Below are 8,335 nucleotides of genomic sequence, written 5' to 3'. Positions count from 1 at the left end.
TGGTCTGTTTGTTTACGGCAGCAGGAAGATGAGTCCTGTTGCGGTAAGTCCTTCGGTGATTGCCGCTTTGGTATTCCAGGGAATTCCGTTGATGCGTTTCGGCGTGTATTCACCCGGACGATAGTATCCCAGAGGATAAATTTTCTTCCGCACAGGATCGATGCTCATCTGATAAGGTAAGGCGAGCAGTTGTCCGGTAAATCGTCCCATCGAAACGAACGGCTGCACCAGGTCTCTGCGAGAATTACCGTACCGTTCCAGGTTGGGATCTTCGAAGTAGAGCGGATTGTAATTCAGGTTAGACGCTTCCCAGGTATAAATGCTTTCTGAAAAATTGCGTCCCTCATAAGGTTGACGACTGAGTTGATATTCCTGGGGACATTCCATAATCTGCCCGCCGTCTTCTTCTGACAGTTTACACGGTTTTCCATCCGGGCGGGGACAGAGATTTCTGCACGGTTCATTTTTGGCAATTTCAGGATCGGGCTCGTAATCGAAAAACGGTTTGATGCCTGCAATTTTTTTCAACAGGTGCGGCACTTCATCTTCGAGATCTTCCCCCGCATACTTCAGATCATCAGATTCGGGAGAGGCAGCCGCTTTATCGAATTGCTTCTGGGTGGTAATAAAACTGGATCCACGCTCATCAGAATCAGGAAACAGGGGAACAATCTGCTGGCTGTTGCTGGCAGGACTCACCGGTTCCCGGGTGTTGAAATCCAGATTTTTCGTGGACGTGCCGGTGACAGGCTGTTTTTCTTCCAGGCCGATCGTTTTGTATGGCTGAACAGCAGGCGCGGAATTGGATACAGGCGCATTACTGTCTGGAGCAGAGAATGTATTGACGCCTGCATCAGAGGGCAGGCTGTTGCCTGTTCCTGAGGTAGCGGAGGCGGGCGGAATCTGATCTGGAATCTGGCGAAACTCGGGGACAAATTCGAGTTCATCGGTGGTCTTGTCCGACTTACGCAATTCTCTGCGTTCTTTCCGGTCCAGCTTTTTGCCTTCCCGTTTATTCTCGCGAGACAGCGACTCCCAGCGTTTTTCCGCTGAGCGACCTTTCAGTTCTTCCCACGTTTGCGCAGTAGCATCTGACTGTGCGAGAAACGGATCTGTCGTAGAAACAGGTTCCTCAGCGACAGCGAACGGGCTCATACCGAGCGCGAGTGCCACGGCCGGTAGCCAGTGCAGTCGACGACTATTCCATTGGTGAATGTTCGGCTGTGTAATTTGGTGCTTCCTGAGTGACTGAAATATCATGCGGATGGTTCTCCCTAACCGTTGCTGCAGAGACCTGAATAAATTTGGCTTCCGTGCGCATTTCCGCGACAGATTGGACACCTAAATAGCCCATTCCTGCCCGTAGTCCACCCACGAGCTGGTATAGTAGATTTTGAAGCGGCCCTTTATAGGGGACGCGTCCTTCCACTCCTTCAGGAACAAGTTTTTTAGCAGAGTCTTTTCCATCTTGACTAATTGAACTTTGGCGATAGCGTTCGCTACTACCTTTCACCATTGCTCCCATTGATCCCATACCACGGTAGCGTTTGAAGCTCCGTCCCTGATATAGAAACAATTCACCCGGACTCTCATCCAGGCCGGCGAGCAACCCTCCTAACATTACCGTATGGGCACCGGCTGCCAGTGCTTTGGCAATGTCACCACTGTAACGAATTCCCCCATCAGCGATGATCGGAATTCCTGACCCTTTCAATGCTTTTGCGGCATTGGAAATGGCCGTTAATTGTGGAACTCCCACACCGGAGATAATTCGCGTCGTACAAATTGACCCGGGACCAATTCCGACTTTGACCGCATCCGCACCTGCCTTTGCCAGATCACGGGCACCCTGCTCTGTCGCCACATTTCCGGCGACCACATCAATGTCCCATCGTTTTTTGATTTCTCTCACAGTCTGTACTACATTGCCGGAATGGCCATGAGCACTGTCAACAACCAGGAGATCAACCCCCGACTCAATCAGTAAAGCGACTCGTTCATAATCATGTACACCAACAGCAGCCCCGACTCGCAGCCGTCCTCGTGAATCTTTTGAGGCCAGCGGGAACTGCATCGTCTTGTCGATGTCCTTAATCGTAATAAGCCCCTTCAGTTGATAATTTTCGTCAACCAGCAGAAGTTTCTCGACCTTATTTTCCAATAATATCCGCTGAGCCACCTCAAGCGTTGTATCTCCTGCAGCCGTTACAAGCTTATCTTTCGTCATTATCTCCGAAACCAGCGTTTCCGGAGAGTCGAGAAACCGCAAGTCCCTACTCGTTAAAATTCCCACAAGCCTCCCATTTTCCGTGATGGGAACCCCTCCAATATTTCTCCGCTTCATGATTTCAGTGGCTTCTGCCACGGTTGCATCGGGGGGAAGCGTCACCGGATCAACGATGACACCATGTTCACTCCGTTTTACCAACTCCACCTGCATTGCCTGTTGTTCTGGAGTCATATTCTTGTGGATGATCCCAATCCCGCCCTCTTGTGCCATCCCGATGGCCATATCACTTTCCGTGACCGTGTCCATGGGACTGCTTACGATCGGGACATTGAGGGGGATATTCTTAGTGAGCTGACTGGCAACACTGACTTCAGAAGGCATCACTTCACTATAGGCCGGTTGCAGCAGAACATCATCAAATGTGATCCCCTGACAGATAATGCGATCTTCCATTGGTCCTCTCCTTACACGTCTCGCTGATTTTATTCTGATGTTTTGTTTGATGCTGATCGTTTTTTTAATCACATCTGATCGTCATGTGCGTTTTGTCTAAACGTTTATTTTTTGTGAGATCTGTTCCTGAAACGTATGCGCCAACGCGATCAATTCTGTAACCGAAAGTTCTTCCGCACGTGTTTTTTCTTTATCGATCCCGTGCCCCAGAAAAATCTCGTCAACTTCCGACTTGGAAAGTTGCTTGCTATACATGCTGACCAGCGTGCTGCGCATCAATTTCCGTCGATGCTGAAAAACGCGCCTTAGAAAATCCTGAAAGAAGACACGGTCTCCGATCGTATTTTTGAGTATCGGATTCGGCGTTAATTGCACGATGGCAGAATCGACTTTGGGGCGGGGCCAGAAAACAGTGGGTCCCAGCGTCTTCAGAAGTTTGACGAAACACTGTGACTGTAACCAGACAGACAAAGCTCCGTAATTGGAAGTTGTCGGCTTGCAGGACATCTTTAACCCGAGTTCCAGCTGAATTGTCACGACCATCCGGTCCCAGGGAAGATCTGACGCCACGAGATTCGAAACAATGGGTGTGGCGATGTTATAAGGCAGATTGGCAATCAGCTTGAGATGACTGCCGGGATTTGCCTGCAATTGTGCTTCAATCGCGTTGACCACGGTGGTCGAGAGCTGGTTTTTATTTTTTAAAGCGTCGCAGTTCAGCAGTGTGATGTTGTCGTATTTTCGAGTGGCTTCCCCGGCCAGCGTATGCATGTTTGCGTCATACTCGACCGTAATGACGTGCCTGGCCTGTTGCGCCATGAAAGTCGTCATGCCCCCGGTTCCGGTACCGACTTCCAGCACGATGTCGGTCGGCTGAATATGGCCGTTTCTCACGACATACTCGATGATATTCAGATCGATCAGAAAGTTCTGCCCCAGATCAGAGCGCGGGTTAAAGCCATGCCGCTCGAAGAGCTGCATTAAATAAGATCGAGTCTGCCTTTCATCGTCTTTCATTGAAACCATCAAGTGTTAAGGGAATCAGTTTTTGTACATACTTCCCAAGGATATCTGTTTCGAGATTCACAACACTGCCAACCTGTTTTTGTCCTAATGTGGTCACTTCCAGTGTATGCGGTATTAACGCGATACTGAAAGCGGTTTGCCGGCATTCCACAATCGTCAAGCTGATCCCATCCACGGTGACCGATCCTTTGGGCACCATTTGCAGGGCCAGTTCCTGTGGAACATCGAACCACATCGTGATCCACTCACCATCCCTGTCGATTGATTTAATCGAGCCAACGCCATCCACGTGTCCTTGAACAAAGTGACCTCCCAGGCGGCCATTGGCAGCCAGAGGACGTTCAATGTTGACCTGGTCACCGAGGGACAACAGCCCCAGGTTCGTTTTGGCAAGGGTCTCTGCGCCGGCTTGAAACTTAAGCAGGCCGTCGCTGATTTCCACAACCGTCAGGCAGCATCCGTTGATAGCCACACTATCACCGATGTGGGCATCATTCGTGATGAGCTCCGAAATCTCAAGAGTTAAATCGATGGCTGAGCCGTTCTTTTCCAAAAGTTGAACGGTACCTCGAGCCTCGACCAGTCCCGTAAACATCGGCGACAGCACCTTTAAGGTTCGATAATATGGATGAAACGAGCCAGTTTCTCAAATTTGCTTTGATTTGTATAGTCGCCCGGAGACAACTTCTCCCCAAAAAGCATGAATTGGCGCTGAAAATGCGAAATAGCAGAATAAAACGGGAATCGCCAATTCTCGCACCAGAAAGATCAATGCCATGGAAAAGACCAGCTGGATGACATGCCGCCGACTGCGACGACCGGTGAACAACTGATTAAACACATGCGCGTAATGAATGCGTGAGACCATCAAAGCGGCGAGGGCCAGCGTGATCCAGGGGAGCGACCATTCGACCGCCGGGATCAGCCACTGAGAGACAGTTTGCGAGATCGACCCCGTCTCCGATTCTGCCAGCTTATACAGGCCGCGCATGGAAATGGGGAAGGAAGCCACCGCTCCTGCGGCTGCAGGGGAAGGCAGCCCGCTAAAGCCGGAATGCGAATCGTCTTCCTCGGTTTCCACATTAAAACGGGCTAATCTTAAAATCGTACAGACAGCAAACAGCAGCGCAATCACCCACAGCAGTCGCGGATGATATTCAGTGCGAAATTGAATCATCTGCAGCATCAGAAACGCAGGTGCAACGCCGAAGCTGATGGCATCGCACAGGCTGTCGAGTTGCGCGCCGAATTCGCTGGTCTGGTTCGTCCAGCGGGCGGCGCTTCCATCCAGTGCATCGAAGAGCATGGCCACAAAGATCAGCACCGCAGCAATAAACAGGTGCTGGTTATCGAACGAATTATAAAGTCCCGGGGATGTTCCCAGCATCCGGGTTAACCCACCGCCGCTGGCTGCCTGTCCCAGAAATTCCGGACCCACTTTTGCGGCATAGGTAATAGCGCCGAATCCGCAGGCGGCATTGCCTAACGTTAACAACGTCGGGAGTACAGCGATCAGTTTACGCTTCTTCATCAGTTTCCTCAGCCATTGATGCAAGACTTTCCCCGGACGATGCATATTTCGCCAGGATCGTAGAACCGGCTTTCAATTTATCGCCAGGTTTTGCCAGAATTTCCAGCCCCTCTTCTTTGGGAAATACGATCACGGTCCGGGACCCCAGCTTAATCATTCCAAACTGGGTCCCCTTCTCTAATTCATCCCCCGGTTTCAGCCGACAGACGATGCGGCGGGCAATCGCGCCGGTAATTTGCTGCACGAGCATCGGTCTCAATGTGGGTTCCGGCATCTGCAGGTAGACTTCCAGCCGCTCATTTTCGCGCGTCGATTCGGGACGCAACGCATTCAGGCATTTTCCCGGTTTATAAGCTAATTTGATAATTTTACCAGCAACAGGCATGCGATTGATGTGCACGTTGAAGATGGAAAGAAAGATACCAATCTCAATGGCGGGGCCGCCAATAAATTCGTGATGGGCGATTTCTTCAATGGTATCAAACGTACCATCTGCGGGAGAAACCACCACTGCCTCTCCTTCCGGAACCACACGCCTGGGGTTTCGAAAGAACCAGACAATTTCCAGACCACATAAAAGCAGAGTCAGGACCAGCAGCCAGCCAATGATTGAGAGGCTGCCCGACGGCTGGCTGGTCAGAAGCAAGCCGGTTAAAAGCGCCATACCACCAAAAAACAGTGTCGAAAGAACAAACAGTTCCGCCAGGCCTTCTCGAGCAAACGGGAGCTGGCTGCGGTAAGCGAACGGATCGTCTTTTGCGTCCCAGTAATACCCCCCCTGGTTTTCATAATATTTCAGATCGCGGGGATCGAGTACTTCATGCGGACACGGGTTAAAGTCCCCTTGGCGAGTGCTTTGCATGCGTTGCACGTAACCACGGCGGAAAGTCTTCAGCCAGAACCGGCGCCAATTCCCCCACAGCATTTCCAGGTTAATAATGATGCCGCCCCCCGGCTGTATCGTTTTCAGCTGGGGGTCCATCGGTTCCACTGCGAGGGGGGGATAACGCTTTCCTGCAGTTTTTTGATTGATTTGTGAGGAAGTTGAACTCATTAGAAGCTTATTTCAGTTGGTATGAATTTCAGTTGGGGTTCAAGATTGCATATCATCGTGAAGCAGAGAGTTTGAATGTATCGCTTCAGTCTAACAGGATTCGACCGGTCTGACGAGATTCCGCTTTGTTTCCGGTCCGTTTTAATTCGTTTTCGCGAAGGGCGTTTCCTGTAAATAGAAACAATCAGATCAGGTGCTCCGGATTAATATGGTTCTCATGAAATGGCGAAAAACTGGCGATTTTAATGGTTTTCCGCACCCGGGCAACATCTGTAGGCCTGGTCATGCTTTGGGGATTTCAGGGACCGGCGGTTTCTCTGCGTCTGAGAAAGATTCATACAATCTAAACTCAGTCATTTGAGCTTACTCCTTATTTCTGCTAAAAATATGCTACTTTGATCGAAGAATATCAAATATTGTTGATGTGTTGCAGATTCAACCAACAGATCGAGTTCATCTAATAGAAATATTTTAGGAAACACAAACGATGAGTATTGCCATTAGTTCCGTTCATGCCCGTGAAATTCTTGACAGTCGCGGGAACCCCACTGTGGAAGTGGATATCGAGTTGGAAGATGGAACTGTAGGTCGGGCTGCTGTCCCCAGTGGTGCCAGCACGGGAATGCATGAAGCCTGTGAACTGCGTGATGCCGACAAAAAAAATCGTTTTCTAGGCAAAGGTGTGCTGCAGGCAGTCCAGAACGTCAACACGGAAATTGCCGACGTGCTGGTTGATCTCGACGTTTGCGATCAATTGCTGATCGACCGGGTCATGCTGGATCTGGATGGGACCGAAAATAAATCGCGTTTGGGAGCCAACGCGATTCTGGCCTGCTCACTGGCAGCCGCACATGCAGCCGCGCATGCTTCTGATCTGCCTTTATTCCGTTACCTGGGTGGTGTCGGTGCAAACCGTCTGCCTGCCCCGATGATGAATATCATCAACGGCGGAGAGCACGCCAGCAACGGAATTGACCTGCAGGAATTCATGGTCATGCCGCTGGGTTTTGATAATTTCAGTGACTCGTTGCGTTGTGGAACGGAAATTTTTCACTCGTTGAAGAAAGTACTCTCCTCCAAAGGGCTGAGTACAGCCGTCGGCGACGAAGGGGGATTTGCTCCCGATCTTCCCAATAGCGAAGACGCGATTGATGTCATTTTGACCGCGATCGAAAATGCAGGCTACAAAGCCGGCGAGCAGGTGAAAATTGCTCTGGATGCGGCTTCGACAGAATTCTACAACACGAAAACAGGGATCTACACTGTCGAAGGGCGAGAATTCGATTCCGCCGGCATGGTCGACTTCCTGGCGGCCTGGGTTGATAAATACCCGATCTGTTCCATCGAAGATGGTCTGGCTGAAGATGACTGGGCCGGCTGGAAACTTCTGACAGACCGCCTGGGAGACAAAGTGCAACTGGTGGGTGACGACCTGTTTGTAACCAACCCCAAACGATTGCAGCGCGGCATTGATGAGGGAATCGCCAACAGTATTCTGGTCAAAGTCAATCAGATTGGAACGCTGTCTGAAACAATCGAAGCGGTACAGTTAGCGGGACGCAATGGTTATACCGCTGTCATGAGTCACCGTTCCGGCGAAACAGAAGATACCACGATTGCAGATCTCGCAGTGGCGTTGTGCACCGGTCAAATCAAAACCGGTTCAGCCAGTCGAACAGATCGTATCTGCAAGTACAATCAGTTGCTCAGAATCGAAGAGATTCTGGGAACGGAAGCCACCTTTGGCGGTACGATTTCCTGAACCGATTGAAAATTGAATTTTGAACCAGCTCCCCTTTGAGTGATCGAAGGGGAGCTTTTTGATGCGCGATTCAATAATCGTCAGATCTGCAACAAAACGCACAACCGTCACTGTTTGCCAGTTGATGAAGAATCCCAACCTATCGTGACGATTTTGATTGAAGTGAAAAGCGCGTTGTCGATTTCCTGACTTCCTTGAATCGAATCAAAACCGGGACTGCATAATTTGTCTGCCAAATCGAATCAGAATGAAGAATCCCGTTTCGCCTGGATGATTTCG

General features: G+C 50.3%; 7 protein-coding genes. 1 reads left to right on the top strand and 6 read right to left on the bottom strand.

Translation table 11 applies throughout. The features are described 5' to 3' along the window. Nucleotides 1-12 precede the first annotated feature (12 nt). The 6 genes from Q0294_RS06385 to Q0294_RS06360 form a co-directional block, all read right to left on the bottom strand. Entirely contained in the window at nt 13-1,173 is a 1,161-nt protein-coding gene (locus Q0294_RS06385; RefSeq protein ID WP_299462093.1) for a hypothetical protein, read from the bottom strand. 25 nt (nt 1,174-1,198) lie between these two features. Next, nucleotides 1,199-2,683, bottom strand: coding sequence for an IMP dehydrogenase (gene guaB, locus Q0294_RS06380; RefSeq protein ID WP_299462090.1), 1,485 nt, complete (start codon nt 2,681-2,683; stop codon nt 1,199-1,201). 96 nt (nt 2,684-2,779) lie between these two features. Next, the gene (gene rsmA, locus Q0294_RS06375) at nt 2,780-3,700 is read right to left on the bottom strand and encodes a 16S rRNA (adenine(1518)-N(6)/adenine(1519)-N(6))-dimethyltransferase RsmA (RefSeq protein ID WP_299462087.1); all 921 of its coding nucleotides are present in this window, start codon (nt 3,698-3,700) and stop codon (nt 2,780-2,782) included. Next, nucleotides 3,687-4,304, bottom strand: a complete 618-nt coding sequence (locus tag Q0294_RS06370) for a riboflavin synthase (RefSeq protein ID WP_299462084.1) — start codon at nt 4,302-4,304, stop codon at nt 3,687-3,689. The genes rsmA and Q0294_RS06370 overlap by 14 nt, the downstream gene beginning before the upstream one ends. 51 nt (nt 4,305-4,355) lie before the next feature. Further along, the gene (gene pssA, locus Q0294_RS06365) at nt 4,356-5,240 is read right to left on the bottom strand and encodes a CDP-diacylglycerol--serine O-phosphatidyltransferase (RefSeq protein WP_299462081.1); all 885 of its coding nucleotides are present in this window, start codon (nt 5,238-5,240) and stop codon (nt 4,356-4,358) included. Next, nucleotides 5,227-6,294 carry a phosphatidylserine decarboxylase gene (locus Q0294_RS06360; protein ID WP_299462078.1) on the bottom strand — a complete coding sequence of 356 codons (1,068 nt, stop codon included), beginning with the start codon at nt 6,292-6,294 and terminating at the stop codon, nt 5,227-5,229. The genes pssA and Q0294_RS06360 overlap by 14 nt, the downstream gene beginning before the upstream one ends. Before the next feature lie 487 nt (nt 6,295-6,781). Here Q0294_RS06360 and eno point away from each other — a divergent pair, with 487 nt between their 5' ends. After that, nucleotides 6,782-8,056 (top strand): phosphopyruvate hydratase, encoded by a 1,275-nt coding sequence (eno, locus tag Q0294_RS06355; protein ID WP_299462075.1) that lies wholly within the window; start codon nt 6,782-6,784, stop codon nt 8,054-8,056. Nucleotides 8,057-8,335 lie beyond the last annotated feature (279 nt).

Source organism: uncultured Gimesia sp. (genome assembly GCF_937919775.1).
Taxonomy (GTDB): domain Bacteria; phylum Planctomycetota; class Planctomycetia; order Planctomycetales; family Planctomycetaceae; genus Gimesia.
The sequence above is the reverse complement of the archived record's forward strand: the minus strand, read 5'-3'. Positions and strand labels throughout refer to the sequence as shown.

Excerpts from the sequence above, each read along its gene's own strand:
- guaB (WP_299462090.1), bottom strand. The coding sequence starts at position 2,683 with ATGGAAGATCGCATTATCTGTCAGGGGATCACATTTGATGATGTTCTG.
- rsmA (WP_299462087.1), bottom strand. The coding sequence starts at position 3,700 with ATGAAAGACGATGAAAGGCAGACTCGATCTTATTTAATGCAGCTCTTC.
- Q0294_RS06370 (WP_299462084.1), bottom strand. The coding sequence starts at position 4,304 with ATGTTTACGGGACTGGTCGAGGCTCGAGGTACCGTTCAACTTTTGGAA.
- pssA (WP_299462081.1), bottom strand. The coding sequence starts at position 5,240 with ATGAAGAAGCGTAAACTGATCGCTGTACTCCCGACGTTGTTAACGTTA.
- Q0294_RS06360 (WP_299462078.1), bottom strand. The coding sequence starts at position 6,294 with ATGAGTTCAACTTCCTCACAAATCAATCAAAAAACTGCAGGAAAGCGT.
- eno (WP_299462075.1), top strand. The coding sequence starts at position 6,782 with ATGAGTATTGCCATTAGTTCCGTTCATGCCCGTGAAATTCTTGACAGT.